Genomic DNA, 25,744 nt, shown 5'->3' with positions numbered 1-25,744 from the left:
CGATATGGTCCCCGGTACAGGCAATGCCGGAGATCCCCACGGCAGCGTCCGGGGAAAGCCCGATGGAGACCGGCGCGTCCCCGATACGGGCACATTCCCGCAGGAGCGTCCCGTCCCGCGTCACGGCATTTATCACGCCGCCGGCCCGGAGGTGGTGGTACCCGCAGAAGGCCGCGCACGCCCCGCTCATGCAGTCGTGGAAGATCTCGACCCTTTTCCCGTCCGTGGTGGTAAAGATCCGCCGGCAGGTGCTCTCCGGGATGGCGGAGAGGGCCGCGTAGCGGGCAGCCACCCTCCCGGACTTCTCTTTTTTTACCAGCACGCAGCCTTCCCGTACGAGGCGGGTTACCCAGTCCTGTGCCGTGCTCCGCGGGATGCCCGCCGCCTTCTGGATATCGGTCACAGTAAAGAAACCGGCGTCCTGGGTGAACCGGCGCATCAGGCGCAGGTATTCCCGCCGGTGTTCAAGCACGCTTGCCATAATGGTCGCGGATGTACAGGATATCGCCGATAATGGCGCTCGCTGTCTCGATGGACCCTGCGCCCTTCCCGATCAGTGTGATCTCCTTTGCCATGTCGGTCTCCAGGGTGAGGGCGTTTAAGGTACCCTCGACCACAAGCGGGTGGTTTTTCTCAATGAGCCTGGGCGAAACCCGGAAGATCTTCTTTTTCGGGATTGCTTCAGCAATGAGCCTGATGGTAAAGTCCCCCTCTTCGGCAAGCCGCAGGGCATCCGGGGTCAGGAGGTCGATCCCGGTCATATCGATATCGGCCAGTTTCGTCCCGTTTCCCCAGATGGTGTTGGCAAGGATCACAAGCTTGATAGAAGCATCGATGCCTTTCACATCATAGGTGGGGTCCGCCTCGGCATATCCCATCTCACGGGCCTCCATAAGAGCTTGCTCGTAGGTAAGCCCCTCGGCCGCCATCCGGGTCAGGATATAGTTGCAGGTGCCGTTGAGGACCCCGTAGATGGCGATGATCTCGTTCCCGCAAAGGCCGCTCTCGAGCGTATGCATGATGGGGATCGCCCCGCCCACGGTGGCCTCATACCGGAGGGCCACACCCTTCTTTTTTGCAAGAGCAGCAAGATCGTGGTAGGCAAGGGCAATGGGGCCCTTGTTGGAGGTGACAATATGCTTTTTTCGTGCCAGGGCTACCCTGATGTATCCGAGCGCAGGTTTACCGGTCAGGGCATTGGTGGGTGTGACCTCGATAAGGACATCGTAATCGGCCTTTTTGACAACGTCCATTGCATCGATCGACCGGTCACCGCACATACCCGTCTTTTGTTTGTTTTGGAGTATCTCCGATATATCGATCCCTTCATTGCAGATGCACCCGCTCTTCGAATCGGCAATCCCCGTGATCGTGACACCGAGGTCTTTTTTTGCGATCATCTCAAGAACGCCGCGACCCACGGAGCCAAGGCCGAGCAATGCTGCTTTCATGCAACTTCCTCCAGCGGTTCGATGAGGAGCAGCGATTTTTGTGCTGCAACTTTGCGCAGGATGGCGATGGCGGCATCCATGTCCGCCCGGTTGGTGGCCTTGAGGGTGACCCGTGACGTTGAACGTTCGTTGATCGCCGGCATGCTCATCGAGATCTCGCAGACCTCGGCAAAACCCGTGGAATCGATCTGGTCCACGGTATCGGACAGGTCGGTGTGCATGAGATGGCCGATCAGGATGACCGATCGTTGGTAGAGCAGGCGCTCCTTTCCTATCCTCTGGATGTGGACGCCCTGCTCCTTGAGGAGTCCGACCAGCGTATCGAGCCGCCCTTCAGGAAGGGCGAGCACGATCTGGACGTTAAGTGTCCGCGAGCTGGATTCCGGGTCGCGGTGGTGGATGACCGCAATGATGTTTCCCCCCACATCAGAGATCGGTTTGAGGGCTGCAACCAGCTGTCCGGGAGAATCCTTCATCTCAAGCTTCATCGAGATCTGCACGCAAACCACCTTACCAACAAGAATAGCACCGCATACCAAGAAAAGACTTGTTCTTTATTGTGGGCAATCGCAAAAGGGCAGGCTAGAGTTTCCTGAGTTTATTGTCCACTTTCTCAAAGAAATTCCGGTGGACGTTGACAAATCGTGCCGGTTCGCGTGCCCGCTGTACCACCAGCGATGCCGAGCTTCCGAGCTCCACTGTCTTCTGTCCGTCGAGGACAAGCTTTGCCGGCTTCGAGCTCTCCAGCCGGATCTCCAGCTTCCGGCAGCTGGAAATAACATGGGGCCGGGACGAGAGCAGGTAGGGAGCGAGCGGAACTAGGAGGAATGCCTCGATCCGCGGGTCTACAATCGGCCCACCGGCGCTCATCGCGTACGCGGTTGAACCGGTGGGCGTGCTCACCAGCAGACCATCGGAACGGAACTGTTCCGTGACTACGCCGTCAACCAGGATCGAGAAGCGTAGCATCTTTGCAGGACGGGTGGTGACAATAAGTGCCTCGTTGAGTGCGTCCCCGAGAATTTTCCCGTCCTGGAGGAGGGCGAGCCTCATCCGCTCCTCGATATCTAATCCCGGGGCAAGCGATCGTGCGAACTTTCTGGCCTGGGCCGGTTCGAGGTCTGCAAGGAACCCGACCTCCCCATGGTTTATCCCGATGACCGGGATCTGTTCATGCATCTGCTGCACGGTGCGCAGGATCGTGCCATCTCCACCAATCACCACCGCGATGTCCGCATCAGCCTGGTTCAGGGACTGCCCGGTTCTGCCCAGAGCTGATGCAATGTCCGTATCGAGAATGACCGTATGGTCTTCCTCTTCCAGTACCGCCATCATCTGGCGGGCGCAGTCAAGAGCTTCGGGCAGGTCAATCCGTGAGACAAGAAGGCATTTCATGGAATTTCACCGCAGGTATTCGACTACTTTATGATGCAGCACGCTGTTGGTGGCAACAATGCACCGCCCGACAGTTACTTCTTCGGGAAATTCGAGGGGGTCCCCATTGATATCAGAGACGGACCCCCCGGCCTCCGTGCAGATAAGCATGCCCGCAGCGGCATCTGTTACCCGGAGCGTACCCCGGAGATCCACAAAGCCGTCAATCCTCCCGGCTCCAACATAACAGAGCTCAAGGGCAGAGGCTCCCAGCAACCGCCACCGCCGGATCTTGTGTCCGAGCTGCATCATCCGTGTCGGGTCGAACTTCCGGCCATAGATGCTCATAGCGCATTTGTCCAGCCGGGCTGTTGAGGATACATGGATGGATTTCCCGTTGCAATGGGCAAATTTTCCCTTTACGGCTGTAAAGGTCTCCCCCGTAGCCAGGTCCTGGACAAATGCCTTCCGGATAATACCGTCCTGTGCCCATGCAAGAGAGAGGGCATAGAACGGGATGCCGGTCACCGCATTGTAGGTCCCATCCACAGGATCGAGGAAGATGGTGCCCTTTCCGCCGTCTATTGGGACCTTGCCGGCTTCTTCGCTAATCACCTTTGAACAGAGTCCGTGGTCGCGGATATATCCAATGATGCAATCCTCTGCGACCTGATCTATCCTCTCTGTCGGTGTACGATCGGCACCCATCCGGATGATCTCTCCCCCGGCGGGAGATGCGACAAACGGCCGGATATTCTCACGGACATGTGCGGCCATTTCAGTGCAGGCAGAAAGGAAATTCATTGCAATACATGCCTCTCTATGGGGCTACCGTTGTATTTATGTACGGCAATAAAGATAAATTACTTCTGCGCTTAAGATAAGGATACGTTTTAGGTTGTGAAAGAGAATGAAGGAACAGACAGAAATCGGGAAGATAAAGGAAGGCCGTTATATCGTTATCGATGATGAACCCTGCAAGGTGGTCGGCCTTGCCACCTCAAAGCCCGGAAAGCACGGCGCGGCAAAGGCTAGGATCGATGCAGTCGGGCTCTTTGACGGTGTCAAGCGTTCTATTGTCTCGCCGGTCTCCGCAAAGACCTATGTACCGGTCGTCGAACGCAAGAGCGGTCAGGTTATTTCCATTGCCGGCGACATGGCGCAGCTCATGGATATGAAAGACTACTCCAACTTTGAGATTGCGATCCCTGCGGACAAGAAAGGTATTCTTGAAGTCGGAAAGGAGATCATGTACATCGAGTCCATGGGCAAGAGAAAACTCGACTGAATTGGTCGGGAAAAAGAATCGATACTTTTTTTGCTGGTCCGGTGAGTTTTAGAATTAGATAAACAGATTAAGACCTGCATTCGGGTAAATGAATAGGTTTGTCGGTCTCGCCCGATAGCATTATTTCCATGCCTAAATCTGGTTATCCGACATTATTAAAATCATTTTTGTAAAGGGATTGTATATATTCCGTCAATATTGGCCGATATACCGTGTGGGGACAAGAATAGTGATGGTATAGGACCCAATATTCTGGGAATTAATAACGAAATAGTAGCCTCTCCCACCTTCGTAGAATTTTTCAAGCCAAGGGCGGGGGTCCATGGAAGGGGTTGTTGCTGTTGGCATGATTGTCCCATACTTTGCCGGAGTCAGTGTTACAGAAAGTGTTGATGGTGTTGTCGGTGTGATGCCTTCCCAAAGATTAAAGTCTATGCCCCCGGGAGGTGTAATTGTCCTAACGATTCGGTTGGGATCGGTTGCATCCATGACCTGGATGGAGAATTGTGGTTGTACCGTTGAATAAGAGCCCTGAAATCCACTAATAGATGCTCCTTGTCCATACGTAGGAGTGATTGAATACGAAGGTAAGGCAGAGTCATAACCTTGGGGGGGAGTTATTGAATAGGATAGTTCCCAATACGGGAATGGAATGGTTACCACTTGGGTAGTCCCGCTGTATGTTCCCGAGATAGTTGCATACACAGTTCTGCGGTTGTCAGGCAGGCTTGCATTGATCGGTGTTCCCTGCGGCAGTGACTGGTTAGTGGAGATTTGATAGGTCGCAGGATTGACGAATCCGATTGTCTGGACTTTCTGGTTCCATGTGGGGGTGGGTGTAGGGGGGGTTGTAGTCTGTATTGTTGTCAGATTTGAATAAACGACTTGGGGAGTTGATGTTATAGAAGGTTCCGATATGGCCTTGGGAAGGCCGGTATTGACTGGTTGGCCAGTGGCTATCGGTTTTACTATAAATGCGATGACAAGAATGATGCAAAAAGCCGCTATAATATAAGTAATATCCTTTTTATCCATAAGTACGGTAATTTTCTATAGGTTTGTCCTTACATAAAAAATGGTTATGTTCAGGATGATATTATCATCTGGGCGAGCATGAAAATACTGGATTGTTTGTATCATAAATTTTCATCGTATTTTCTGTCAATTGCATTCAATGACCGGAAAAATTTTGAAAAAACCTTCAAATGGCTTTTGAGATTTGGAAAACTTATTTATACAATGAATACCTTTTAACACTGTAGAGACGCTGGTACCGACTAGTGTCTACTAAATTCACGAAGGTGAAATTATGAGTTCGTCGAAACAGAACGATTCAGGGTTCACCGGCCTCGAGGCAGCGATTGTGCTTATCGCATTCGTTGTCGTAGCGGCGGTGTTCTCGTATGTGGTACTCGGCGCCGGGTTCTTCACGACGCAGAAGGCACAGCAGACAGTCCACACCAGTGTCGAGCAGTCTAGCTCAACGTTGGAGATTGTCGGAAATGTGTATGGTACAGGGACTGGAAATGGTGGCTCTGGTAGCACCATTACCTACGTTAACTTCAGTATGGAGTTAGCCCCGGGTGGGACACCAATTGACTTTTCAAAGGTAGTTATGGTATTCAGTAATTCAACTACCCTGCAAACGTTGGCTGCACAAAGTACCGCGGCAACAGTAGTCACACAACCAGTTGCGGGTGGGTGGGCAATCACTTCCGTTCAGAACTCTCCCAGCACAACCCTCTCCATATTACTTCAGCCTGATGAGCAGTTCCAGATAAGCTGCCAGCCGACAAACCCGATTCCTTCGAACGATGTGTTCACTATTGAGGTCCGGCCGTCTGTTGGAGCAGCATTTAGTATTACCCGGACTGCTCCTGCCGCAATATATGCAGTCAACACTCTTTACTAATCTTTTTTTATAAAATTCAGATATCTGTTGAGTAGTATTCATGTTTGAACACTTTTCTATCATGCACCAGTTAGACAATTTTGGAATTCAGAAGAGTTTATCGAAGTTTTCATAGATTGCCTGTTGTGAAAACGCACAAATTAAAAAATATACCATATTCTGTCGTGTTTTGTGAGGAAAGTATATTAATCCAAAATAGGATAATAATTAAATGCTATGGCGGTAAATCAGGCACAGGTTGACCATATCATCACCGCGGCTTCCGAGGACGACCCGGAAGTCAAACTCCAGAACCTCGAGCGTGAAGTTGACCTGATCAAGACCTCCATCAAACGCCTTCTCATGGATATCAGGGAACGGATGAACGAGATGGAGAACCCTTTCACCATTTCTTCCATGTCTGGGAGTACCGATTCCGAAAAGTCAAGTGATTCAACAAATGCTGCAAAAAAGGCAGCACTCGATGCGAAGGAGGCGGCGCTGGAAGCAAGGGAGTCTACGCTTGATGCTGCAAAGGCCAAACAGGAGGCAGAGGCACGGGACTCCGCTGTTAAACCGTCTGAACCCGAAACAAAGCCAATTGCAGCCCCTGGTGTCTCTCCTGTTGCCGCTTCTTTACCCTTTGTTGAGGAAAGACATGTGCCGGATGAGCAGATGATATCGCTATTAAAATCCCAGCTCATCACAAGTGGCAATAAACCCGGCCCGAATACTCTCGCAAGCGAAAAACTCCGGCTCCAGAAAGTATACAAACTGTTCAAGTGGACGAATGCCGCTATTCGCAAGTTTGGTCACGATCGTCTTGACATTATCCTCGAATCATACCGTATCATGGGGTATATCTCGAGAGAATCCTGTGACGAGATAAAGGAGATCTCCCGCCTTATGCCTGCCAACCTTGGGGACGAGCATGAAGTAGGACCTGACGAGTTTGTCTCCGAACTCTATGCTCTCAATCGTATTCTCTCGCCCAACGATTCCTCGCTTGACCGGGATATGATTGAGGTCATGATGGAACAGCGCCAGCAGGTAGTGCCGGGAAAAGAAAGATCAGGGGCTCCTGAACTACCGGCCAAAGAACGGGAATCTGCCCGGCCAACAAGAAAAGATGAAGAATGGATGAACCTGCCGGACAGGATATAGGGAGATCTTATGTCGGCCGATACCTTCACGACAGCTATTTTTCTCATTACTGCGGTTATTGCTGCTAGCGTACTGGTAAGCGCTATTTTTCCCGTGGTATACCAGATGTCAGGGACTTTTGCGGCCGCGGGTCATGCGGCGGATCAGCAGATCCGGACCAACGTTCAGATCATTCTTCCTGTGGCATACAACAATAAGGATCCAAATTACGAGACAGTCTGGATAAAAAATACCGGGAACCGCCAGATTAGTACATCTGAAATCGCTCAAGCCGATATCTTTTGCGGTGATTCCGGGAATTTTAAGCATATGACTATCCAAAATTCCGCTGGGACTTTAACTTCGGATTATTGGACCTACACCAGCTATTTTGCAAATCAGAATTCTTGGGCCCCGGGGGAAACACTGGAGGTTGTTTGCTATCCCAGCACAATAATCAGTACAACAAATCAGGTATATTTCCAGTTCGTACTACCGGATGGCATCTCGACATCGGACCAGTTTACCGTGAGCACAGCTCCCTGATAAGGTGATCTGGTATGGCAGTTGCAGATCTTATTGGTGCGGCTGTCGGGGTGATCCTCCTCGTGATTGTTGCTTACATGCTGGTAGGAGGCGTTATTTCCACGGCTCAGATTGTCACAAGCGCCCAGAAATCCGCCACACTCCTTGAGGAAAACCAGTTAAAAACCGATTTTTCCATCACCAACGTAACAATGATAGACAGCTCGGATTTTAGTTTCACGATTAACAACACCGGAAATGAGCCGATTTCTGATTTCACGCATATGGATGTTATTGCTTATGACAGAAGTTCCAATGCCTATAGTCTCTATCCGTACAGCATGTCTGCGAGTACCGGAAAATGGACGATTGTCAGTCAGGGCAATGATCTTATCCACCAATCAGAATTGTATCCCGGGAACTCCTACATAATAGAGGTTATGACAACGGGTTTATCCCCTTATTGGTTCCAGATTACTACGGGAAACGGGGTTTATGCATCGGCATTTCTGCAGTGAGGAAAGAAAATATGGCCGTTGAACTTTCCGATCTGATGGGGGGTGAGGACCGGCAGATTATTTCGACCGGCAATAATGAACTGGACAAGAAGATTGCTGATGGCCTTCCCGTTGGATCCCTGACCCTCATCGAAGGGGAGAATGATACAGGGAAGAGCGTGCTTACGCAGCAGATCGTCTGGGGCGCCCTGAAACAGGGTATGTCTGTCGATTTGTTCTCTACGGAAAACACCAGCAAGAGCTTCATCAAACAGATGGAATCGATGAGCCTTGACATCTCCGATTATTTTGCCTGGGGCTATCTCAAGGTGTTTCCTCTCCATGTTGTGGGGTTCGAATGGAAAAAAGAGGAGATGGAAGGGATCCTGCAGCGCCTGATCACCTATATCAAAAACAGCCCGTCACAGGTTGCTATCGTTGATTCACTGACACTTTTTACCGAGTACGCCGAGACGGATACCATCCTTACGTTCTTTACCAACTGCAAATCCCTCGTTGATCATGGTAAGACTATCCTCGTTACCCTCCATACATATGCATTTGAGGAAGACACTCTCGTGCGAATCCGTTCCATCTGCGATGCCCACCTGAATATGAAGAAGGCACTTGTGGGAGACAAGTACGTCATGGTCATGGAGGTGGTCAAAGTCAGAGGTGCACGGAAGACTACCGGAAACCTTGTCAGCTTTGAAGTCCATCCAGGGTACGGGATGAAGGTTATCCCGATGAGCTTTGCGAGGATCTAACTATGGGCTCCCTCTCTGTTGCAGTCAACCTCCCATTTAAACCAGAACCAGTAGATGTGGATGTGGACCTCTATGCTGATCTCGAGTCGGATGCGCTTTATAAGATGCTGCCGGCGAACGCCAAGGAGTACGTACAGAACAGCCCCCACCTCCTCGAATATCTCCACACCTTCCCGGTCAATACCTATGGAATACCGCTCTTTTTGTCGGAACTCAAAAAAGATGTCCGGTCAATGAAGAACCCGAATATCATCTACCCGGTCAATGATACGACTTTTGTCCATATCCTGCCTGACCCTGATGACGTGAGGAATTTCTATATCCCCATCGAACCCTCGTTCCTCCATAGCGTCAGTGATATCCTTCCCGTCATCGAGACAAAACTGATCGACCTAATCGATGGACTGGATACGGATCCGACCACAGACAAAGAACGGACTGAGGTCATAAAAAAGATGCTTGCCTCGGTGGCCATCATCAAGCCTCCGGGAGTGGACATAACCAGTCTGGCTAGGAGTTCGGAAAAGCAACAGAGTGCCGGAGCAAAGCTGGTTACGTTTCTCAATACTGATTTCACCGCACAGAAAAAGATGAAGTCCGGTAAGAAGACCCAGAATATTCCTCTTACCCCGGATGGCAAGATTATTCTGACCCATGTCGAGTACAAGGCCATCGAGTATCTGCTTGTCCGGGACAAGATCGATATGGGGGTTTTAAAACCGTTCCTCTCTGATCCCTATATCGAGGATATCTCCTGTGATGGTGTCGGGCCTATCTTTATCGAGCACAAGGTATTCAAGGGATTAAAATCGGTTATCGAATTCAAAGTATCCAGTGAACTGGACGAGTTTGTGGTCAAGGTGGCTGAACGGATTAAACGGCCTATCACTTACCGGAGCCCTGTTGTCGATGCCACCCTTCCCGATGGATCGCGTATCAACATTGTTTATGGTACCAATATCAGCAAACACGGGAGCAACTTTACCATACGAAAAGTCAACGATATTCCGCTCTCCATTCTGAATATTGTCGAGAGCAATGGTATCGATTACGTTGCTGCAGCCTATCTCTGGATCTGTGTCGAGTATGGCATGTCGCTCTTTGTGAGTGGTGAAACGGCGAGCGGCAAGACTACGCTCCTGAACGCTATCACGACATTCATCCCCCCGGAGAACAAGATTGTCACTATTGAGGATACGCCCGAGCTGAACGTGCCGCACCGGAACTGGATCCGTGAGGTGGCGCTTGCCAAGGGGAAAGGAGAAGGGGGAGGTAGCGGGGGGGAGGTCACCATGTTTGATCTCCTCAAGGCTGCGCTGCGTCAGCGTCCTAACCAGATCCTTGTCGGGGAGATCCGTGGAGTCGAAGGAAGCGTTGCATTTGGTGCAATGCAGACCGGTCACCCTGTGATGAGTACCTTCCACGCTGCGTCCGTGGAGAAACTGATCCAGCGTCTCTGCGGAGATCCTATCAATATCCCCAAGACCTATGTTGATAACCTCAATCTTGTTATTATCCAGAGCGCTGTAAAAAGGCCGGATGGACAGACCGTGCGCCGGATGATTAGTTGCAACGAACTGGTAGGATACAATGCGGAGACTGGTGGGTTTACGTTCGTTCAGATGTTTACCTGGGAACCGGTGTCCGATACTTTTATCTGGACCGGGAAAGGCAGCTCATTCCTTCTTGAAAACAAGATCGCCACCATGCTGGGGATCCCTGATAGCAGGAAAGCGGAGATTTATCTTGAGGTGGAGAAGCGTGCCAAGATCCTTGAACGCCTGCATAAAGCCGGCTATGTGAAGTTCTGGGATCTCTTCCACATGATGACTAAGATCAAAAAACAGGGTTTGCTCACTATTGGTTCCTGATATGCCAAACGAACCACCCCCCGCGGATCCATCCAAACCCGAGTCAACCCGGCAGCTCCCGTTTATCTCTATGATCAGCAATGTCAAGGGAAAGCTTGCCGCTGTTCAGGAGGGTAAGAAGATGGGGGCGGATCTTCTGTTTATGACGACCTATATGGCATCGCTCGCGATCGCCGATGCAACCCGTCCCGAGATCTTTTCTTTTTCGGCAAATCGGCAGGAGTATATTTCAGCGAAGTACATCGCAAAGGTCGACACGTTTGTAAAAAAATGGAATTACAGCTATGCAGAGAGCCTCTCCATTGTAGCCGAACGCACACAGAACGAGATCCTCAGGAGCATGCTGAACAGGTATTCCAACTCGATCGATTCCGGTGTCCCGGATGAAGATTTCCTGGCAAATGAGCTTGCAACAGTGCGCAGCGTTTATCGTAACCAGCTGGAGCAGGGGATGTCTATGCTGCAGAAATGGGGGGATGCCTATGTGGCGATGCTCCTGTCAGGAACAGTTATTGCCGTTATCGTTATGATCTCGGTGGTCATCTATTCCCCGAACGATATACAATCATCGTTCAACATGTCGTATGCGGTGATCCTGGCCATTTCTGTCTTTGGTATTGTACTTATGTACACATCTGTTCCGGATGATCCCAAAAGCCATGGACTCAAAGAACGTACCTCAAAAGAGCAGAGTACGATCCATGCCATGGAACGGATCATCGTTCCGGTTACGATTGCCATTGTCATTATCCTCGCAGCTCTCGGTATTGCAGCAAGTCTTATCTTTATTCTTGTGGGGATTCTGATGGCCCCGCTGGGCATTATCGGGTTTATTGATGACCACAACATCACCCTGCGGGACAACGATTTTTCCGTTTTTATTCGCAGTTTCGGTGCCATTATGGGTGGACAGGGGACTACCGCCGTATATGCATTGGGGAGCATCGACCGGAAATCACTTCCTGCCCTTGAACCCCTGATCAATTCCGTATATTCAAAGCTTAATCTTGGTCTCGATGAGAAGCAGATCTGGGACAAGTTCATTGGAGAATCCGGTAGCAACCTGATCTACAAGTATCTCAATATCTACCGGGATACCGTGGCTCTTGGCGGACCACCGGAACCCATCGGCACAGTCGTAGGTGCATCCATGCTCGAACAGACTCTCCTCAGGGAGAAAAAGGACATGCTTGCACGTGGTTTCATTGTGCTCCTGGTACCGATGCATCTCGCCATGACTGGCCTCTTCGTTGCACTCTACCAGATCCTTCTTGTACTCACCAGTTCAGTCACGACGATGATGGGCCAGTTCCAGAATATTTCCGCATCGTCTGGCGGACAGAATATGGGGGGTGTCTCTCCCGGTGCAGTGTTTGGCGGCGGGATGAACTTATTCTCCAACTTCCCGGCAGCGGCCATGCAGACATACGTGATTGTCACGCTGACCATCATTACCGCGTCCAACATTGTTGCGGCCCGTATCGTTGGGGGTGGCGATCGATACATGTATTATTTCTACACGGCAATATTCTGCACATTGAGTGGACTTGTACTCCTGCTGGCCCCCAGTGTTGTTGGTCTCTTCTTCAGCGCCTCGGCGCTGACGAATATGGGCGGCGGAGTAAGCGGAACGGCGGTGTAGCATGAAGGATAGTCTTCGCAGGATAATTCTGTTTATTGCGATTGTTGGCATTGGCTCAGCCCTGATCTTTTTAGATATCCCTCTCATCTACATGCTGCTCTTGATCGTGGGAGTCGGATTTATCCTCCTTCTCGTTCTCGGAACGATCACGATTGGGGAGATAAGAACTGCCATTTCCGCATTGAACCTTTCCACCATCCGCAGCCATCTTACCAAGGGTAGGTTTTCCAAGAAGCCTGAAAAGAAGCCGGTAACTGCAAAAGAAACCGAAATACGGAAAACCGAAAAACCCGCCCTGAAAAAAACACCCGAAGCCTCCCGTGGGATCAAGGCACACCTTTCCCTTCTGGTCTCGTCCATAGGATCAGTGGGAAAGATTTTCACCGATCGCAGCAGACCGAAGAAAAAAATTGAGGATATTGACAAGCTCCTCGATCATACCATCACCGAGAAAGTCACCCGGAGCTCGGCGCTCGAAAACGCTGCCACGGTGCCGGCTGCGCCGGGGCCTGCAGCGCGGGGAGGGGCAGGAGGTCAGACTCCTGCGGAGAGCGGAAAAGAGTCCGATCCATTCCTCTCGCTCTCTGGTGAGGAACTCGAGGTCGGGCTCCTCGATGGGTTGGACGAAGGTGACCTGTCCGCCGCCCCCTCACCACAACCTTCGCCTCCGTCGATGTCTCCGGATACAGATTCCGGCCTCTCCATGCCGGATCTCGAGATGCCACCCCTTCCCGAGGAAACCGCTGATGACGCGAGTGCCATCCTTGCTGCGCACGCTGAGGAGGGAGCTGAAGATCTCGGGGGACTGGATGCCAGCGACGGAGCCCTTGATACCAGCCTCGGGGACCTTGACAAGATCAACCTGGATGAGATCGATCTGGGGGATGACAGTGCCATGCTGGAAACCCCTTCCGAGCCAGCCCCGGTCCCGTCTTCAGGTCCGCTCCCGGGATCGGGTAGTCTGGTTCCGGCGACGCCCATCACTCCCGCCGGTGGTTCCGAAACCGGGGAGGACTCGTCCGATATCTCGTCCTTTGCCGCAGGAACCGCGCAGGGTAGCGACGATGATATGCTCAGCTCGCTTGCCACCGATATCAAACAGGTCAAAAAGGAAAAAGATGTCAGCCTGCTGCGGGAATTAAAAGATTTTAAGGCTCCGGCAACTGATATAGAAAAGGAACTCTCCGACATATCGGAACAAATGAATACGGCAGTAAGTATGGGCGCAAAGAAACGAACCCCGCCCGCCATGAAAACGAAATAGCCGGAAAGGATCCAATTCACCGGCTCCTGTTCCGTCTCCAGACAAAGATCGTAGTGTGTGTTTCCCATGACCGAAGTCCCCCTCAAAGTCGAGCACGATGGCAAATGGGTCGTCGTCAAGGCGGTGGTTGGTGAGGACCGGATCACGCTTCCTGCCCCTGTTGACAAGGAGATACTCTTCAAATCCGTCATTGACCTGGAAGAGAAAAAGAGTGTGCTCGTTCTTACGGTCAAGGGGAACCCGGATCTCCTCATCCGGATTGCAAGTGTCGAGAAAGTCCTGCTCGTCTTAAAACGCCTGATCCTTGCCGGCTGCAATGCCTACCGGCTGATGGCCTATTTTATGTCGCCGGCGATTCGCGGGGGTGTGCTTGCCAAAAATGCCCAGTGGGAGAAAGGCAGCATCGTGGTGGTAAAGAGCGGAATATGGTTTGTGAGTGCCGCAAAACAGATCTGTGTACCCTTAAAAGATGTAGCCGCCATCGAACTGACAAAAAGGGACGTGCAGGGCAAACAGACTGATGTGGTCCGGATCGATCACGTGGAATCCGGAGAAGTGGTGTCCAGCCTGATTCTCTGCCCCCTCTCGACACTTCAGGTGCTGGCCAATTTCCTTAAGGATGCCACCAAGGGGATAGATATGGCCGGCACCGAGCTGGACGCCATCGCCCAGCAGGTGGCGATGCTTGTTTATTCCGGCATGGACTCGCACGCAATAGAGAACATGCTGTCTATTCCCCACAAACAGCTTGATGAGATTTATGACCGGCTCATCAAGCTTGAGATCGCTGAGGTGATCATTATCCGGCGTGAAGTCCAGCTGACCACTAAAGGAGTTCGCTATATCTCTGATGCCACAAAATCCCAAACAAACTAAAATTCCGTCGGTTTTCATCTCCACTACTCATTTATAGCATGATACTCAAACACTCTGTCTGATACTCCATGGGAACCATTCTGATCGTGGACGATACACTTTTCATGAGGACCCTTCTCAAAAATATTCTCTTTTCCGGGGGCCATACGATTGCAGGCGAAGCTGCTAACGGTGAAGAGGCTGTTGCGAAGTACAAGGAACTCAAGCCTGATCTTGTCACAATGGATGTCGTAATGCCCAAGGTGAACGGGATCGAAGCGTTAAAAGCGATCAAGCAGCTGGATCCTGCCGCCCGTGTCATCATGTGCACGGCTGTCGGGCAGGAACAGATGGTGAAGCTTGCCATCAAGACCGGTGCTAAAGGGTATATCGTAAAGCCCTTCCAGGCACCCAAGGTGCTTGAAGAGGTCAAAAACGTACTTGCATCCTGACGACCATGGCAAAGGTTCTCATTGTCGATGACTCCGTTTTCATGCGGACGGTCATCAGGGACATGCTACAGAAGGACCCCTCGCTTGAGATAGTGGGAACCGCTTCGAACGGGGTTGAAGCACTGGAGAAGATCAAGACCCTCCACCCCGATCTGATCACGCTGGACATCGAGATGCCCAAGATGAATGGTCTTGAGGTATTGCGCGAGCTCAAGAGTGCTGCATGGCATCCCCGGACCCTCATGCTCTCCTCGCTTACCTCGGAAGGAGCAGAGATGACCACGGAGGCGATCCGCCTTGGTGCAGATGATTTCATGCTCAAACCAAAGGATGTCCCCCGGCTCAGGCTTATCGCCGATGAACTGATCGCAACAATCCGCCATCTGACAACTGCCCCCCCCACCCCCAGAAAAGAGCCTCCACCGGTCACTCCGCGGAACGGGGAAGCCGAACGTGTCGTCCTGATTGGTTCCTCAGCCGGCGGCCCGCCCATGCTCGATGCGATACTCTCAAAATTACCTGCGGACTTTCCTGCGAGCGTCGTGATCACCCAGCATATGCCGGTCGGGTTTACTGCTCCACTCGCGGCCCGTTTCAACAGGCTTGCCCATATGCCGGTCAAGGAGACGGAGAACGGCGATATGCTGAGGGAAGGTTCGATCTTTCTCTCCAAAGCCGGTGTCCATACTATGATCGGTGCCGCGATGACTAGTGCGGGGAAAAGGACCGGCAGGGTTATCCATTCCAGTGCGCCGCCGGTCCACGGGGTACGGCCAGCGGTCGACAAGACCTTTGAATCTGCTGCGCAGGTTTTCGGCAAGAATGCGATTGCCGTCATTCTGAGTGGTATGGGAAACGATGCCGGGGCCGGTGCAGCAGCCATCAGGGAGGCAGGCGGGACCATTATTCTCTGCGATCAGAAGGACTGTCTCGTCTACGGTATGGCGCGATCCGCTATCCAGCATAACGCGGTAAACGAGGTGCTCCCTCTGGCAAAGATCCCCGGAGCGGTGGAGCGGATCGTACGGAAAATGGCGATGGAGGGTGGCCATGTCTGAATTTGAGCAGTACCGGTCTCTCTTTGTGGCCGAGTCCCGGGAGAACCACGAGAACCTGGTCAACAACCTGCTGGTGCTGGAGAAAGGAGAGGACCAGAATGCCATTGACGAGATCTTCCGCTCGATCCATACCCTCAAGGGAGCATCGGCATCCATGGGATTTGCCGACATGGAGCGCCTCTGCCATACGATGGAGGATGCCTTACAGCTGATCCGGAGCGGGAGTGCCGGGATGACTGAGGATCTCGGAAATGTGCTCCTCTCCTGCACCGATCTCATCGAGGAGATGCTCGATGACATCGAGGCCGGCGGGGATTCATCGTCCAAGAATCCTGACAAGCAGATTCAGGCGTTGCATGCCTGGCTGGACCGGCAGCGGGGGAGCGGTGAGCCTGCTCCTGAAAAGAAAGGCCGACAAGAGCCTCAGGAGGAGGGTCCGGCAGAGGAGAGCCCGGCAGAAGAAGTCTCTGCAGAAGGTTTGGGGTCTGCATATACCATGACGGTCGTGGTTGCTCCCGACTGCATGATGAAGGACGTTCGTGCAATGATCGCGATCCAGAACCTGGAGGCACTCGGCACAATTCTGTCCATTCAACCCTCGAAAGAGGAGATCGATGGAGGGAAGTTTGACGGGACATTCCGTCTCACCATAGCAAGCGATGCCGGGGAAGAAGCACTGAGGACCGCTGCCCTTGGGACCGAGATAGCGACTGTCGATATTCACCTCATGGACGGGCCGGTAACAGATACAGCAGCGGAACCCGGCACGATAAAAAAGGCGGCTGAGCCTGAACGAAAGCAGGCTGCAGCGACACCAGACAAGAGCCGGGAGGTCAAAAACCTTCGCGTTGATATCACCCAACTCGATCACATTATGAACCTGGTCGAAGACCTGGTGATCAACCGGGGCCGGCTTAAGCAGATCGCTGAGGAGCAGAAGATCAAGGAGATGGATGAGGCGATCAGCATGGTCGAACGGTCCGTCTCCGAGCTCCAGAACCTGATGATGGCTATACGGATGATCCCGCTCTCGCACATCTTCAACCGTCTCCCCCGGGTCGTCCGCGATGTGGCCCAATATGATCACAAGGAGGTTGAGTTTGTCATGGAAGGCGGGGAGACCGAACTCGACCGGAGCGTGATGGACGGGCTGAACGACCCGCTGCTCCACCTGATCCGGAATGCCGTGAACCATGGTATCGAGGATCCGGAGGTCCGTATCAAGGCCGGAAAGCCCGCAAAAGGGCTCGTACAGCTCAGTGCCCACCGGGACCGGGACAATGTAATCATCAAACTGACGGACAATGGTGCCGGTATCAATGTCGAGAAGGTGAAAAAGAAAGCCATAGAAAAGGGGCTTATCACTGCCGATGCTGCGGCCGTCCTCACCACCGACGAAGCGATTGACCTGCTCTTCCAGCCGGGCTTTTCCACAGCGGATACCATAACGGACATTTCCGGCCGCGGTGTCGGCCTGGATGTGGTGAGACGGTCGATCGAATCGCTCAAAGGCACCATCAAGGTCGAAACAACCCCGGGGCAGGGGAGCACCTTCGAGCTGCTCCTTCCGCCAACCATGGCGATCGTGGATGTGATGATTGTCCGGATCAACGGTAAGCGCCTCGCGATCCCCATCAGCAGTATTGTCGAGGTCGCCAACTTTAAAAAAGACGGACTGCACCGCATAGGGAAGGGCGATGTGACGCTTATCAGGGATGAAGTGCTCCAGATCCTCTGGCTCGATGACATGGTCGGGAGCTCGGACCGGTGCGAGATCCTCATTGTCGTCCAGTACCAGAAACGGAAATGCTGTATCCCGGTGGATGCAGTTGAAGGAAAGCAGGAAGTCGTGGTAAAGCCGTTAAGCACTTTCATCGGGACCACCAAAGGGATCAGCGGGGTCACCATTCTCGGGGATGGGGATGTGGTACCGGTCCTTGATGTAAATACGATGCAGGAGTGAAGGAACCATGAAACTATCGTCAGTTCAGATAGATGCGATGCAGGAACTGGGAAACATCGGGGCAGCGCATGCTGCGACCACCCTTTCCCAGATGCTGTCAAGCACCGTTGAGATGAGCGTGCCCAAGATCAAGGTCGTGGACGTCGCACAGCTGGCAGACCATATCGGGGAAGAACCGGCAGCACTCGTAGTTTTCGAGTTACAGGGCGAGATACCGCACGGGGGGTATATTATTTTCTATATATCCCGAAACTCTGCCGTCCGCCTGACCAATACGATGCTTGGCATGACCGAGCCCGACCGTCCGCTCAACGAGATGGACGAGAGTGCCCTCCTTGAAGTGGGAAACATCATGGCTTCGGCATTCCTCGACGCCACGGCAGAACTCCTTGGCCTGGTGATGCTTCCCTCTCCCCCGGCGCTTACGATTGATATGGCACATGCCGCTATGCAGACGCTTATTGCACAGATGCAGGAGGAGATCGACGAGGTCATGCTCTTCTCCACCGAGCTCATGTGCGAGGAGCACAAGATTGACAGCGACATCATCATGATGCCGGAAGTAAGCATGCTCAAAACGTTTGTCGAACGCCTGGAAAACCTGATGAAATCAGGCTGACGTGGCCCGGAATGTCTGATCCCGCACTCCCTACCAAAACACCCGTGATGATTGGTATCGGTGAGTTCTACGTGGGATCCGATCCTATGATGACGATAGGTCTTGGCTCCTGCATCGGCCTTACCTTCTATGACCGTGACCTCCACATCGGCGCCATGGTCCATATTATGCTCCCTGACAGTTCCGGGCGGACGGACCGGCCGGGCAAGTACGCAGATACCGCCGTTCCACTCCTGATCCAGAAACTTACCGAGCGGGGCTCCCAGCGGACATCAATTGTGGCAAAGATGGCCGGAGGGGCATGCATGTTCGAATATTTCGGCACCAATCTCAATATTGGGGAGAGGAACGCCGAACGGGTGCGTGCCATTCTCTCCGAACTTCATATACGGCTGACCGCGGAAGAGGTTGGCGGAAAGACCGGCAGGACCGTAGCGTTCTACCCGGGTGAGGGCGGAAAAGTAACCGTCAGGAGCGCGGATGGCGCTGCCCACGAGATCTGATTGCATCTTTTTTGTCCTTTTCATTCTTGTCCTCATGCCCGTTTCAGCGGCTGCGGATCAGAACACGACCACGGGATCCGGCCAGCAGCAGGAGACAGGCCAGATTTTCCTTTTTCGCCCGGCATCTGACTCCATTCCGTCTACCCAGGTCAATGCCATCATCAATGGTCTGGATGGGAGTGTTCTCGTGGGCACCCCGCTGGGGCTTTCAACATTCGATGGCAGCTGGAGCACCCGCCATATCAACCGGAACAACCTATCCAGCGGGTTGCTGGACAATTTTGTCACCGCGCTTGCATACGACGGCGAGGGGAACCTCTGGATAGGATATGCCGGCGGGATCCAGGTCTACAACGGGCATGATTACCAGCTCATTGCCGACCAGCAGCTCCTTAAAAGCCTCCAAATACGGGCATTTCAGCGGTGGAATGATGAGATGTGGATCGCGACCGGGAACTCCGGCCTGAGCCGGTATTCCCAGGATACCTGGACCTGGTATGCACCGAACTCTCCGGGTGGCCCGGGGTTCTATGAGGCAGACAGCATGGCTCTGGACCCGGTGTCCGGTACCCTTCTTGTGGGCACCCGCGATGAAGGCCTTTGGGCCGTGACCAGCCCGGATACCACGGCCCGTTTTACTGAACTCCAGAGCCCGTACGACACGTTCGGCCTGCTCGGGCAGGTAAGGCAGGATCCCCTGGGTGGTGTGTATTTCTTTAATACAACGGAAGTGGCGCATTACAGTCCGGCATCGGGATTCATCCCTGTTCTCTCCGGGAACGATTTTTACGGGGGCCCGTATGCCATCAATGATGTGGCTGCCGGGCCCGGGGGTGCGGTCTACGTGGCAACAGAAAATGGTATCTATGTCTGGAAGAACGGGGCGGTGACCCGGCACCTGGGGACGTTTGAGGGCTTTGGCACCAATGTGCACAACGTACGGATGGTCTTTCTTGATGCCAAAGGACGGCTCTGGTTCTCCACGCTGGATATCGTCGGGTATTATACCGGGGACGAGCCTGCTGCATCCCTGATTGCCGTTGAAACGGTGACACCAACCCCTGTGCCAACACCCGGGCCGGTAAACGCCACACCGGTGGTTACCCTGTCAGGAACCACACTCCCGCAAAATCCCTCGTTTATCGACAGTATCTCTGGTTTCTTTACGGGACTTTTACACCTGGGCCATTAATCCTGTGGGTCTTTATTCCTCGTCAGCGGCGTAGTAATAATACTCGCCTCTGCTCTTCTGGTCCCGGTCAAGGAAGGAGTCGGGCTTGTTGATACGAGGCCGGCCGGTCTGGTCGCGCCGGAAGGTTACGTCCAGAGCTTTGAGGAACCGGTTCATGCCATCCCGCATGGCAAAGGGACCGGCAGCAGTACCTGCCACCCCCGGTTCGCCATCGAATACGAGAATCCTCTCGCTGATCATATCGATAAGGTAGATGTCGTGGTCGATCACGAGAATGGCAGCATCCTTCCCCTCTGCATGGTGTTTTATGAGCCGTGTCGCCTTCACCCGCTGCTCGACATCAAGATGGGCACTTGGTTCGTCCAGGATATAGAGATCAGCTTCGCGGGAGAGGCAGGCAGCGATGGCCACCCGCTGGAGTTCTCCCCCGCTCAGGGTGTCGACAGGTGACTGGAGAATGGCCTGCAGGGACAAGGGTTCGAGGATCTCGTGCTGGTAATAGGAGCTGTCAAATCTGGTTGTGCACGAGCGGAGGTACATCTCTACCGAAGCCGAGGTCTCTGGTTTGATATACTGGGGTTTGTAGGAGATCTTCAGGGTCGTGCTCATGCTGCCCGAATCCGGCTTTTCCACACCGGCAAGGAGTTTTGCAAAGGTACTCTTTCCCATGCCGTTTGCGCCGATAACCCCGAGCACTTCTCCGGACTTGAGGGTCCCGCCCGCAATGGTAAGGTGGAAGGTATCGTAGTGCTTGGTCAATGCCGGGATGTCGACAAGGTCATCCCGTTTCGATCCTTTCTCGTGCGCCCGTTTCTCGAAGACCACCTGGGAGTCACGGAAACGGACATTCTCCTCGGCAAGATAGCCTTCGAGGTACTGGTTGATCCCGACACGGACACCTTTTGGGCGGGTGATAACACCAAAGACCGCCGGCTTGCCGTATCCGATATGGACCGTGTCGGCCAGCATGTCGAGGATAGCGAGATCGTGTTCCACGATCACGACCGGTTTTTCCGTGGCAAGTTCACGGATCAGCTTTGCTGCGGAGATGCGCTGGTAGATGTCCAGGAAGGGAGTGATCTCATCGAGGAAATAGAGATCGGCACTCCGTGAAAGACAGGCCGTGATGGCAACCCGCTGGAGTTCTCCCCCGCTCAGGGTATTGATCTGGTGATCGAAGATGGAGTCAAGCTTGAGCGCGGTGACCAGTTCGGCGAGTTTTCCCCGTTCATCCGTGGTCCTGAGGAGGTCCCGGGTCGTACCGGTAAAGACCTTCGGGATAAAATCGATGTACTGGGGCTTGACCGCGATCTTCTTGCTCTTTTTCGAGACGGTCTGGAGGTAATCGAAGAGCTCCGTACCCGCGTATCGCTTCAGGATCTCTTCCCACGCCACCTCGGCATCAAAATTCCCGAGATTGGGGCGGAGCTGGCCGGAGAGGATCTTTACCGCGGTACTTTTTCCGATCCCGTTTGCGCCCAGGATACCGGTGACCTTTCCCGGCATCGGGATGGGGAGACCGTACAGGGCAAACCCGTTCTTCCCGTACCGGTGGGTGGGGTGTTCGAGTTCCTCAGGGAGGCTGACGATATCGATAGCCTCAAACGGGCACTTCTTAATGCAAATGCCGCAACCGACACAGAGTTCTTCAGAGATTACGGCTTTGCCGTCCTCACCGACAAGGACCGTCTCGTCCCCGGTCCGTACCCTCGGGCAGTAGATGATGCATTCGGTCCCGCACTTCTTTGCGTGACAGCGATCCTTGTGGACAATGGCGATTCTCATGGGGGATCAGGCAGGATCAGGAAGGTACGGCGGGAAGAACGGAGATATACCCGGTCTTTGAGAGCGTATTTGTCCCATAGGTATTCTGGACGGTAAGGTTCACCGTGAAGTTTCCTGCAGAGGCATAGGTTTTTTCGGGGCTCTTTACCTCAGAATACGTGCCGTCGCCGAAACTCCAGTTCCACGCGGCGGGTGTGTTGGTGCTGGCATCGGCAAAAACAACATTGAGCGGTGCAGTCCCGTTGGAAACGTTTGCTGAGAAACCGGCCACCGGTACCGTGGTCGAGAGGAGGATGGTCCAGGTCATGATCCAGAACGCAAAGGTCATGAACCCCTGGTAGAGCCAGTCTTTTGCCCCCATCTTCCCGGTATCGATATGCATGAGGACAAAGATATGCCGCTGGAGGACAACGCCGGCAAGCATCAGCATAAAGGCCAGGAGACCGATGTCGTTTTTTACCGTAATCTGCAGGTACCAGGAAAGGCAGCCGACAAGGATACCGGCAATGCAGGCTACAAGTGTCTTTTTGATCCGGGCTATATGTTCAGCCTGCTTCTCCAGTTTTGTCATCTTTTTCTTGGGAAGAATGGCCTGCTCTTCTTCACGTACCTCGTCGGTCATCAGATTTCACCCAGTAGTCTTATTTTTTAGTGCGCAAGCCATATGTACCTTGGTATAATCCATGGCGACAGCGCAGGGAATGAGCGGGATCGATGTACGGGCGGTCATGTACGAGCTTACCGGGAAGCTGCCGCTCTGGATCGACAAGGTATACCAGTTCGATTCCCGCACGCTTTCTATCCGCCTGAACGGAGAGGGGCATGCGAAGTACCAGCTGTTACTGGAAGCCGGCCGGCGGGCGCACCTGGTAAAAACCGCCCCGGAACCGCCCAAGAACCCCCCGCAGTTTGCCATGTTCCTGCGCAAGTACATCTCCGGGGGCAAGGTGCTTGCAATCCGGCAGCACGGGCTGGAACGGATCCTTATCTTCGACATCGGGAAAGGGGCACTTACCTGCCGTCTTATCATCGAGCTCTTCGATGAGGGAAACGTGATCCTCACGGACGAAACGTACCGGATCATCAAACCGCTCCGCCACCACCGGTTCAAGGACCGGGATATTGTTCCCGATGCTATCTATGCGCTGAGCGGTTCCGACCCGACCGGCTCGCAGGTGAACCTTGCTGCAGCACTTGCCGGGGATGACCGGGACCTGGTGCGGGCTCTTGCGATCTCATGCATGCTGGGCGGTACCTATGCCGAGTGGGTGTGCCGGACTGCCGGGGCCGATAAGGCCCAGCCGGCGGCGCAGGCGGATCCGGGACCGCTGTTTGCGGCGGTCACTGCACTTTTCGACATGGTGGAACATTATGTGCACCCGGTGATCTCGAAAGCGAGCTGCGAACCTGTCGTGCTTGCAGAATCCCCTCCGGATAACGGGAGCCGATTTATTAATTTCTCAGATGCGCTCGAAGCCTTTTATCCGATGACCAGAGCCGAGAAAGTGAAGGTGGCAGCAAAACCCAAACTCTCGGAGGAGGAGCGGATCCGGAAGTACCAGGAGTCTGCGATCAGGAAGTTTGACGAGAAGATTGCAAAGGCCGAAGAGATCGTGGCAGCGATCTACGAGAACTACCCGTTTATCTCTCAGGTTATCACCTCTCTTGCAGCCGCAAGCAAGCGTCTTTCCTGGCAGGAAATCGAACACCACCTTAAAGATACCTCATCGACCGATGCAAAGCGGATTATCGCCTTCTTCCCGGGTGAGGCTGCCGTTGAAGTCGATATCGGCAAAAAGGTGAAGATTTTCACGAATGAGACCGTGGAGCAGAACGCGGGCCACTACTACGATCAGATCAAGAAGTTCAAGAAGAAGAAGGAAGGCGCCCTTCTTGCGATGAAAACGGTAAAGCCAAAAAAGAAGGTGATCCGGCGTGACCTGGTCCCGATGAAGAAACTCTGGTATCACCGGTTCCGGTGGTTTATCACCAGTGACGGCGTGGTTGTGCTCGGCGGCCGGGATGCCGGGCAGAACGAAGAACTGGTCAAGAAGTACATGACCGGCGGCGATCTCTTTGTCCACGCGGACGTGCACGGGGCGAGCGTGGTGATCGTCAAGGGCAAGACGGAGAAGATGGACGAGGTGGCCCAGTTCGCCGCATCCTACTCCGGTGCCTGGAGAAGCGGGCATTTTACTGCTGACGTGTACAGTGCAGGGCCAAACCAGGTGAGCAAGACCCCGCAGGCCGGCGAATTCGTGGCCCGGGGGTCATTCATCGTCCGGGGCGAACGCACCTATTACCGCAATGTTCCTCTTGCCGTGGGGATTGGCCTCGTACTGGAACCCCATGCGGCAGTGATCGGGGGACCGCCGGCCGTAATCCATTCGCGGACCAAGGCCTTTGCCGAGTTAAAGCCCGGCAGGTTTGAGCCAAACGACGTGGCAAAGAAGGTGCTGCGCCAGCTCCGTGAGAAGATCACGCCGGACGAGGAGAAACAGCTCAAGGGCGTCCTCAATACCGATGCGGTTGCGGCCTTTGTCCCGCCGGGCGGGTCCGATATTGCGGGGGCACCATGAAGGCGGAGTACGGCGAGATCCGGGATAATTACGGCGAGATCCGGCTCTTCCCGGAGAGCATCGACGACCTCTGGCACCTCCAGCATCTGGTTGCCCCCGGGGACCTCGTCTTTGCCACCACGTTCCGGAGCGTGGAAGGGGCTACCGATAAGATCCGGCCGGAGAAGGTGGAGAAACGCCCGGTACGGCTCGGTGTGCGGGTGGAGAAGGTGGAGTTTTCCCAGCACGGGGTGCGCCTGAGGATCTCCGGGATCATCGAGCACGGGATCGATACCGGGGCGTACCACTCGATCAATGTGGAGACCGGCTACGAGATCTCGGTGATCCGGCGCTGGCGGCCCGTGGACCTCGAACGCCTTGAGCGTGCAATAAAAGCCTCAGTCTATGGTGTGATCCATATCCTGACCATTGAGGAAGGGGAGGCAGAACTCTTCCGGCTCCGGCAATACGGCCCCGAGAGCGTGATCACGATCACTGCGGGGAGCGGGAAAGGTGGCGAGACCGAGACCCGGACTGGGTTTTTCGATGCGGTCATAAAGAGCATCGCGGAGGTCGCCGGGCCGCTGGTGATTGCCGGGCCGGGGTTTGTAAAAGAAGACTTTGTCCGGTATGCAAAGAACAAAAACAGCGTCCCGGCAGGCCGGGCAATTATTGCCGAGACCCGGAGGATTGGGAGAGGTGCGGTGCAGGACGTGATCGGGGCGGGCACGCTCGAGAAACTGATCGGGGACCTGCAGCTCTCCCGCGAGGTCCGGCTGATGGACGAAGTACTCCTGCGCATCTCCCAGGGGGGGGCAGTGGCCTACGGGCATAAGGATGTCTCTACCGCGATCGAGTACGGGGCAGTGGACGAGGTGCTTCTTGCTGACAGCCTGCTCCGGGACCGGGCGATCGTGCCCCTGATCGAGAACGCAGAGCGGATGCAGGCAAAGATTGTCGTGCTCTCCACGGAGTTCGAGCCCGGTGAGCGGCTTGCGGCACTCGGCGGCATCGCGGCGCTGCTGCGGTATAAGGTGAACTAAAAA

At 53.9% G+C, this 25,744-nt stretch carries 26 protein-coding genes; 18 read left to right on the top strand and 8 right to left on the bottom strand.

Translation table 11 applies throughout. From position 1 onward, the window contains the following. From VMS83_RS03420 to VMS83_RS03400, 5 genes are all read right to left on the bottom strand, one after another. Positions 1 to 481 (bottom strand): helix-turn-helix domain-containing protein (locus VMS83_RS03420; protein WP_325409891.1); only part of this gene is annotated, 481 nt, incomplete at its 3' end. After that, positions 465 to 1,451 carry a homoserine dehydrogenase gene (locus tag VMS83_RS03415; RefSeq protein WP_325409889.1) on the bottom strand — a complete coding sequence of 329 codons (987 nt, stop codon included), beginning with the start codon at positions 1,449 to 1,451 and terminating at the stop codon, positions 465 to 467. The genes VMS83_RS03420 and VMS83_RS03415, both read right to left, overlap by 17 nt. Continuing rightward, entirely contained in the window at positions 1,448 to 1,939 is a 492-nt protein-coding gene (locus VMS83_RS03410) for an amino acid-binding protein (protein WP_325409898.1), read from the bottom strand. The genes VMS83_RS03415 and VMS83_RS03410 overlap by 4 nt, the downstream gene beginning before the upstream one ends. A gap of 94 nt (positions 1,940 to 2,033) precedes the next feature. Continuing rightward, positions 2,034 to 2,846 carry an NAD(+)/NADH kinase gene (locus VMS83_RS03405; RefSeq protein WP_325409887.1) on the bottom strand — a complete coding sequence of 271 codons (813 nt, stop codon included), beginning with the start codon at positions 2,844 to 2,846 and terminating at the stop codon, positions 2,034 to 2,036. Between the two features lie 6 nt (positions 2,847 to 2,852). Further along, positions 2,853 to 3,629, bottom strand: a complete 777-nt coding sequence (locus VMS83_RS03400; RefSeq protein ID WP_325409885.1) for a bifunctional fructose-bisphosphatase/inositol-phosphate phosphatase — start codon at positions 3,627 to 3,629, stop codon at positions 2,853 to 2,855. A gap of 106 nt (positions 3,630 to 3,735) precedes the next feature. Between VMS83_RS03400 and VMS83_RS03395 the strand changes: the two genes are divergently transcribed. Then, positions 3,736 to 4,113 carry a translation initiation factor IF-5A gene (locus VMS83_RS03395; RefSeq protein ID WP_325409883.1) on the top strand — a complete coding sequence of 126 codons (378 nt, stop codon included), beginning with the start codon at positions 3,736 to 3,738 and terminating at the stop codon, positions 4,111 to 4,113. A 192-nt stretch (positions 4,114 to 4,305) separates the two neighbouring features. Here VMS83_RS03395 and VMS83_RS03390 read toward each other — a convergent pair whose 3' ends face one another. Continuing rightward, positions 4,306 to 5,148, bottom strand: coding sequence for a hypothetical protein (locus tag VMS83_RS03390; RefSeq protein WP_325409881.1), 843 nt, complete (start codon positions 5,146 to 5,148; stop codon positions 4,306 to 4,308). A 274-nt stretch (positions 5,149 to 5,422) separates the two neighbouring features. Between VMS83_RS03390 and VMS83_RS03385 the strand changes: the two genes are divergently transcribed. The 15 genes from VMS83_RS03385 (at position 5,423) to VMS83_RS03315 (ending at position 20,355) form a co-directional block, all read left to right on the top strand. After that, on the top strand, positions 5,423 to 6,025 hold the full coding sequence (locus VMS83_RS03385; protein ID WP_325409879.1) for an archaellin/type IV pilin N-terminal domain-containing protein: 603 nt from the start codon (positions 5,423 to 5,425) through the stop codon (positions 6,023 to 6,025). Positions 6,026 to 6,241: 216 nt separating this feature from the next. Then, complete coding sequence (locus VMS83_RS03380) at positions 6,242 to 7,168, top strand: hypothetical protein (RefSeq protein ID WP_325409878.1); 927 nt, start codon at positions 6,242 to 6,244, stop codon at positions 7,166 to 7,168. Positions 7,169 to 7,177: 9 nt separating this feature from the next. Then, positions 7,178 to 7,693: a flagellin gene (locus tag VMS83_RS03375; protein ID WP_325409876.1), complete on the top strand. Its 516-nt coding sequence runs from the start codon at positions 7,178 to 7,180 to the stop codon at positions 7,691 to 7,693. A gap of 14 nt (positions 7,694 to 7,707) precedes the next feature. After that, the gene (locus tag VMS83_RS03370) at positions 7,708 to 8,190 is read left to right on the top strand and encodes a hypothetical protein (RefSeq protein ID WP_325409874.1); all 483 of its coding nucleotides are present in this window, start codon (positions 7,708 to 7,710) and stop codon (positions 8,188 to 8,190) included. Between the two features lie 11 nt (positions 8,191 to 8,201). Continuing rightward, complete coding sequence (locus VMS83_RS03365) at positions 8,202 to 8,936, top strand: ATPase domain-containing protein (protein ID WP_325409872.1); 735 nt, start codon at positions 8,202 to 8,204, stop codon at positions 8,934 to 8,936. A gap of 2 nt (positions 8,937 to 8,938) precedes the next feature. Beyond that, complete coding sequence (locus tag VMS83_RS03360; RefSeq protein ID WP_325409870.1) at positions 8,939 to 10,807, top strand: type II/IV secretion system ATPase subunit; 1,869 nt, start codon at positions 8,939 to 8,941, stop codon at positions 10,805 to 10,807. Between the two features lies 1 nt (position 10,808). After that, positions 10,809 to 12,449, top strand: coding sequence for an archaellar assembly protein FlaJ (gene flaJ, locus VMS83_RS03355; RefSeq protein ID WP_325409868.1), 1,641 nt, complete (start codon positions 10,809 to 10,811; stop codon positions 12,447 to 12,449). Between the two features lies 1 nt (position 12,450). Then, complete coding sequence (locus tag VMS83_RS03350) at positions 12,451 to 13,713, top strand: hypothetical protein (RefSeq protein ID WP_325409866.1); 1,263 nt, start codon at positions 12,451 to 12,453, stop codon at positions 13,711 to 13,713. Between the two features lie 66 nt (positions 13,714 to 13,779). Then, on the top strand, positions 13,780 to 14,589 hold the full coding sequence (locus tag VMS83_RS03345) for a CheF family chemotaxis protein (protein ID WP_325409864.1): 810 nt from the start codon (positions 13,780 to 13,782) through the stop codon (positions 14,587 to 14,589). Positions 14,590 to 14,657: 68 nt separating this feature from the next. Then, positions 14,658 to 15,020: a response regulator gene (locus VMS83_RS03340; RefSeq protein WP_325409862.1), complete on the top strand. Its 363-nt coding sequence runs from the start codon at positions 14,658 to 14,660 to the stop codon at positions 15,018 to 15,020. A gap of 5 nt (positions 15,021 to 15,025) precedes the next feature. After that, positions 15,026 to 16,078, top strand: coding sequence for a chemotaxis-specific protein-glutamate methyltransferase CheB (cheB, locus tag VMS83_RS03335; RefSeq protein ID WP_325409860.1), 1,053 nt, complete (start codon positions 15,026 to 15,028; stop codon positions 16,076 to 16,078). Beyond that, the gene (locus tag VMS83_RS03330; protein WP_325409858.1) at positions 16,071 to 18,041 is read left to right on the top strand and encodes a chemotaxis protein CheA; all 1,971 of its coding nucleotides are present in this window, start codon (positions 16,071 to 16,073) and stop codon (positions 18,039 to 18,041) included. Before cheB ends, VMS83_RS03330 begins: the two co-directional genes overlap by 8 nt. Positions 18,042 to 18,048: 7 nt before the next feature. Continuing rightward, positions 18,049 to 18,660, top strand: coding sequence for a chemotaxis protein CheC (locus VMS83_RS03325; RefSeq protein WP_325409856.1), 612 nt, complete (start codon positions 18,049 to 18,051; stop codon positions 18,658 to 18,660). Positions 18,661 to 18,671: 11 nt separating this feature from the next. Continuing rightward, positions 18,672 to 19,163, top strand: a complete 492-nt coding sequence (locus VMS83_RS03320; RefSeq protein ID WP_325409854.1) for a chemotaxis protein CheD — start codon at positions 18,672 to 18,674, stop codon at positions 19,161 to 19,163. Next, on the top strand, positions 19,141 to 20,355 hold the full coding sequence (locus VMS83_RS03315; protein WP_325409852.1) for a ligand-binding sensor domain-containing protein: 1,215 nt from the start codon (positions 19,141 to 19,143) through the stop codon (positions 20,353 to 20,355). Before VMS83_RS03320 ends, VMS83_RS03315 begins: the two co-directional genes overlap by 23 nt. Positions 20,356 to 20,367: 12 nt before the next feature. On the opposite strand, the gene VMS83_RS03310 is transcribed toward VMS83_RS03315, so the two are convergent. Next, entirely contained in the window at positions 20,368 to 22,140 is a 1,773-nt protein-coding gene (locus VMS83_RS03310) for a ribosome biogenesis/translation initiation ATPase RLI (RefSeq protein ID WP_325409850.1), read from the bottom strand. 16 nt (positions 22,141 to 22,156) lie between these two features. Further along, a complete protein-coding gene (locus tag VMS83_RS03305; protein WP_325409848.1) occupies positions 22,157 to 22,762 on the bottom strand; it encodes a PKD domain-containing protein in 606 nt (201 codons plus the stop codon). A 61-nt stretch (positions 22,763 to 22,823) separates the two neighbouring features. Between VMS83_RS03305 and rqcH the strand changes: the two genes are divergently transcribed. Together rqcH and VMS83_RS03295 are read left to right on the top strand one after the other, a co-directional pair. Beyond that, positions 22,824 to 24,719, top strand: a complete 1,896-nt coding sequence (rqcH, locus tag VMS83_RS03300) for a ribosome rescue protein RqcH (RefSeq protein ID WP_325409846.1) — start codon at positions 22,824 to 22,826, stop codon at positions 24,717 to 24,719. Continuing rightward, positions 24,716 to 25,741 carry an mRNA surveillance protein pelota gene (locus VMS83_RS03295; RefSeq protein ID WP_325409844.1) on the top strand — a complete coding sequence of 342 codons (1,026 nt, stop codon included), beginning with the start codon at positions 24,716 to 24,718 and terminating at the stop codon, positions 25,739 to 25,741. Before rqcH ends, VMS83_RS03295 begins: the two co-directional genes overlap by 4 nt. The last annotated feature ends 3 nt before the right edge of the window (positions 25,742 to 25,744 follow it).

This window comes from Methanoregula sp., from assembly GCF_035543475.1.
Taxonomy (GTDB): domain Archaea; phylum Halobacteriota; class Methanomicrobia; order Methanomicrobiales; family Methanospirillaceae; genus Methanoregula.
Note: the sequence above shows the minus strand (reverse complement) of the source record. Positions and strands in the feature narration are given on the sequence as shown.

Coding starts and splice junctions, on each gene's coding strand:
- VMS83_RS03295 (WP_325409844.1), top strand. CDS start 24,716: ATGAAGGCGGAGTACGGCGAGATCCGGGATAATTACGGCGAGATCCGG.
- VMS83_RS03400 (WP_325409885.1), bottom strand. CDS start 3,629: ATGAATTTCCTTTCTGCCTGCACTGAAATGGCCGCACATGTCCGTGAG.
- VMS83_RS03325 (WP_325409856.1), top strand. CDS start 18,049: ATGAAACTATCGTCAGTTCAGATAGATGCGATGCAGGAACTGGGAAAC.
- VMS83_RS03315 (WP_325409852.1), top strand. CDS start 19,141: ATGGCGCTGCCCACGAGATCTGATTGCATCTTTTTTGTCCTTTTCATT.
- VMS83_RS03310 (WP_325409850.1), bottom strand. CDS start 22,140: ATGAGAATCGCCATTGTCCACAAGGATCGCTGTCACGCAAAGAAGTGC.
- VMS83_RS03330 (WP_325409858.1), top strand. CDS start 16,071: ATGTCTGAATTTGAGCAGTACCGGTCTCTCTTTGTGGCCGAGTCCCGG.
- VMS83_RS03390 (WP_325409881.1), bottom strand. CDS start 5,148: ATGGATAAAAAGGATATTACTTATATTATAGCGGCTTTTTGCATCATT.
- VMS83_RS03305 (WP_325409848.1), bottom strand. CDS start 22,762: ATGACCGACGAGGTACGTGAAGAAGAGCAGGCCATTCTTCCCAAGAAA.
- VMS83_RS03395 (WP_325409883.1), top strand. CDS start 3,736: ATGAAGGAACAGACAGAAATCGGGAAGATAAAGGAAGGCCGTTATATC.
- VMS83_RS03360 (WP_325409870.1), top strand. CDS start 8,939: ATGGGCTCCCTCTCTGTTGCAGTCAACCTCCCATTTAAACCAGAACCA.
- VMS83_RS03350 (WP_325409866.1), top strand. CDS start 12,451: ATGAAGGATAGTCTTCGCAGGATAATTCTGTTTATTGCGATTGTTGGC.
- VMS83_RS03320 (WP_325409854.1), top strand. CDS start 18,672: ATGTCTGATCCCGCACTCCCTACCAAAACACCCGTGATGATTGGTATC.
- VMS83_RS03380 (WP_325409878.1), top strand. CDS start 6,242: ATGGCGGTAAATCAGGCACAGGTTGACCATATCATCACCGCGGCTTCC.
- cheB (WP_325409860.1), top strand. CDS start 15,026: ATGGCAAAGGTTCTCATTGTCGATGACTCCGTTTTCATGCGGACGGTC.
- VMS83_RS03375 (WP_325409876.1), top strand. CDS start 7,178: ATGTCGGCCGATACCTTCACGACAGCTATTTTTCTCATTACTGCGGTT.
- VMS83_RS03340 (WP_325409862.1), top strand. CDS start 14,658: ATGGGAACCATTCTGATCGTGGACGATACACTTTTCATGAGGACCCTT.
- rqcH (WP_325409846.1), top strand. CDS start 22,824: ATGGCGACAGCGCAGGGAATGAGCGGGATCGATGTACGGGCGGTCATG.
- VMS83_RS03405 (WP_325409887.1), bottom strand. CDS start 2,846: ATGAAATGCCTTCTTGTCTCACGGATTGACCTGCCCGAAGCTCTTGAC.
- VMS83_RS03365 (WP_325409872.1), top strand. CDS start 8,202: ATGGCCGTTGAACTTTCCGATCTGATGGGGGGTGAGGACCGGCAGATT.
- VMS83_RS03345 (WP_325409864.1), top strand. CDS start 13,780: ATGACCGAAGTCCCCCTCAAAGTCGAGCACGATGGCAAATGGGTCGTC.
- VMS83_RS03410 (WP_325409898.1), bottom strand. CDS start 1,939: ATGAAGCTTGAGATGAAGGATTCTCCCGGACAGCTGGTTGCAGCCCTC.
- VMS83_RS03370 (WP_325409874.1), top strand. CDS start 7,708: ATGGCAGTTGCAGATCTTATTGGTGCGGCTGTCGGGGTGATCCTCCTC.
- flaJ (WP_325409868.1), top strand. CDS start 10,809: ATGCCAAACGAACCACCCCCCGCGGATCCATCCAAACCCGAGTCAACC.
- VMS83_RS03385 (WP_325409879.1), top strand. CDS start 5,423: ATGAGTTCGTCGAAACAGAACGATTCAGGGTTCACCGGCCTCGAGGCA.
- VMS83_RS03415 (WP_325409889.1), bottom strand. CDS start 1,451: ATGAAAGCAGCATTGCTCGGCCTTGGCTCCGTGGGTCGCGGCGTTCTT.